Origin of the sequence: Methanosaeta sp. UBA356, from assembly GCF_002496465.1 — an archaeon.
Lineage (GTDB): Archaea > Halobacteriota > Methanosarcinia > Methanotrichales > Methanotrichaceae > Methanothrix > Methanothrix soehngenii.
In genome coordinates this window covers 24,885-27,683 of sequence record NZ_DAKC01000035.1, presented here as the reverse complement: position 1 = coordinate 27,683, position 2,799 = coordinate 24,885, and the positions used below count along the sequence as shown (strand labels likewise).

The following is a 2,799-nucleotide window of genomic DNA, read 5'->3' as shown; positions in this document are numbered from 1 at the left end:
GTTTCACTCTCTTATGAGGGTCCGAATTTGCTCTTTCCAAAAGGATTTATATCTTAGACCGCAGAAATGGTCAAATGTTTCATCTGTTGGAGTGATCTTTATGGGAATTATAAGCGAGTTCAAGGAATTTGCAGTGAAGGGCAACGCCGTGGATATGGCGGTAGGCATCATTATAGGCGCTGCATTTGGCAGCATAGTCAATTCGCTTGTGAATGATATTATCATGCCTCCAATTGGCATGCTGACGGGTGGCATAAACTTTGCCGATATGTTCATAGCTTTGGACGGTGAGGCCTATGCTAGCCTGGCAGAGGCACAGGCGGTATCAGCGCCGACCATCAATTACGGATTATTCATAAATGCGGTTATTTCTTTCATCATCGTGGCATTTGCGGTGTTCATGCTGGTCCGGCAGATAAATGCCCTCAAAAGGCAGCCTGCACCTCTTGATCCAACCACCAAGGAATGCCCATACTGCAAAGAGACCATTGCGATAGGAGCCATCAAGTGCAAGCACTGCACCGCTGATTTAAAGTAAATCTATAGTTCGTTTTTCTTTTCTTTTTATATTTCTTTTTTAATTATTATATCGATCCTCAATATTCAAATAACGTGACTACCTTCAGTGCCCTCTGTTCTCCGTTCAGGGAAGCTATAAATAACCTTTATTATCCTGTCTTATGAAAATGAGAAAACGGCCCATAATCTCGGGGAAATGCATGAATTTGGAGACAGACCGGGCGCACCATCCTGCAAGGGTAGTAGTTCATGTTGATTGAGATTCTGATCATACTAATTCTCATATTAGTCAACGGCGCCTTTTCCATGGCGGAGATGGCAGTTGTCTCCTCGCGCAAGGCCAGGCTCCGTCAGATGGCAGATAGTGGAGATAAGGGTGCTGCCGTCGCTTTAGAGCTGATCAGCAACTCCAATCAGTTTCTTTCCGCTGTTCAGACTGGGGTAACCTTAATGGCCACACTTATCGGGGCTTTCGGCGGCGCGACCTTATCCGATGAGCTGGCGGGCTACTTGCTTGGCCTTTATCCCGCTTTAGCTCAATTCAGCCATGGAATTGCTCTAGCCCTGGTAGTCCTGTCGATAACCTTCGTCAGCCTAGTTATAGGCGAGCTGGTGCCAAAGAGGATAGCCCTCTCCAATCCGGAGCGGATTGCATCCTGGTCTGCATCTCCCTTAAACGCTTTTTCCAAGATTGTATACCCCTTGATTCTTCTCTTGAGCAAATCCACGGAGTTCGTCCTCCAAGCCCTGGGGGTCAATTCTAACGCTGAGCCGGAGGTCACTGAAGAAGAGATAAGAATTATGATAGACCAGGGAACGATGGCCGGGGTGATCGAAGAGGAGGAGCAGGACATCATGGAAAGAGTCTTCTCTTTGGGTGAAAGAAAGGTCAACTCCATCATGACCCCTCGGGGAAAGATAGTCTGGCTTGATATCCATGACACCCTCGCCGAGATCCAAAGGAAGACCGTCAGCGGGCCGTACACCATGTTTCCGGTCTGCAGCAAGAAGCTGGATAACGTCCTGGGAGTGATTCAGTCCAAGGATATCCTGAACTGCGACCTTAATAAAAAGGAGATTGATCTGAGGTCTTTGCTGCTGCCACCTCTATTTGTACCGGAGAGCATGAGGGCTTTGAAGGTGCTGGAGAAGTTCAAGCAGACGGGAATCCATCTGGCCATCGTCCTGGATGAGTATGGCACAGTGCAGGGGATTGTGGCACTGGTAGACCTCCTGGAGGGGCTGGTGGGAGACATTCCCCATATCGATGAGCTGGGGGAGCCCCAGATCCTGCGCAGGAGCGATGGTTCATGGCTGGTGGATGGGACGATGCCCGCGGATGACTTCAAAGAGACGCTAGACATCGACAAGCTTCCTGATGAGGATGATGGGACCTACCAAACCATGGGCGGTTTCATGATGACCCATCTGGAGAAGGTTCCCACCTCGGGAGATAAATTCGAATGGGGTGGCTATCGCTTTGAGGTCATGGATATGGATGAACGCCGGGTGGACAAGCTGCTGGTGACCCCTCTGGCCGAGGATGTGACGAGCTAAGGATCTCAGGTGGGGCAGTCTTATGTTGAATGCCAGTAAAATTGGGAGGCAAATGAAGGCGGTTTTGATACTCTCCGGCGGTCTGGACTCGACCACATTGCTCTACAAATTGCTGGCCGATGGTTATCTGGTAGATGCCCTCACCTTCAACTATGGTCAGAAGCATAAAAAAGAGATAGACTGCGCAATAGCCATCACCTCCAGGCTCGATGTCCCACATCAGATCATCGACCTCTCCACTCTGGCGGCATTCCTGGGGGAGAGCGCACTTCTGGGCAAAAAGGAGGTGCCCAGCTGCCACTATACCGAGGAGGCAGCCAGGCAGACGGTGGTACCAAACAGGAATATGATCATGCTCTCCGTGGCTGCAGGATACGCCGAGGCCCATGAGATTACAGAGTTGTTTTACGCCGCCCACAAGAACGACCAGACGATCTACCCCGACTGCCGGCCGGAGTTCGTAGAGGCTCTCAAGCCGGCAATAAGGCTGGGAACAGCCTGGAATCCCGTCGAGCTGCAAGCGCCCTTTGTGCATATGACCAAGGCGGATATCGTGAGAATGGGCCTCAAGCTGCAGGTTCCCTATGAGCTCACCTGGTCGTGCTACAAGGGAAAAGCTATGCCCTGCCGCACCTGTCCCACCTGCATAGAGAGGGAGGAGGCATTTGCCCTATGCGGTTGCAGGGATCCGCTGATAGGAATGGACAGTCATTAATTCTTGCG

General features: G+C 50.8%; 3 protein-coding genes. All 3 read left to right on the top strand.

Annotation, left to right across the window (positions count from 1 at the left end; translation table 11 throughout):
* The first annotated feature begins 100 nt into the window (after positions 1–100).
* The 3 genes from mscL (at position 101) to queC (ending at position 2,791) form a co-directional block, all read left to right on the top strand.
* A complete protein-coding gene (gene mscL, locus BP727_RS02740; protein WP_013718432.1) occupies positions 101–538 on the top strand; it encodes a large-conductance mechanosensitive channel protein MscL in 438 nt (145 codons plus the stop codon).
* A gap of 230 nt (positions 539–768) precedes the next feature.
* The gene (locus BP727_RS02735) at positions 769–2,076 is read left to right on the top strand and encodes a hemolysin family protein (protein ID WP_013718433.1); all 1,308 of its coding nucleotides are present in this window, start codon (positions 769–771) and stop codon (positions 2,074–2,076) included.
* Between the two features lie 52 nt (positions 2,077–2,128).
* A complete protein-coding gene (queC, locus tag BP727_RS02730; RefSeq protein WP_013718434.1) occupies positions 2,129–2,791 on the top strand; it encodes a 7-cyano-7-deazaguanine synthase QueC in 663 nt (220 codons plus the stop codon).
* Positions 2,792–2,799: the final 8 nt, after the last annotated feature.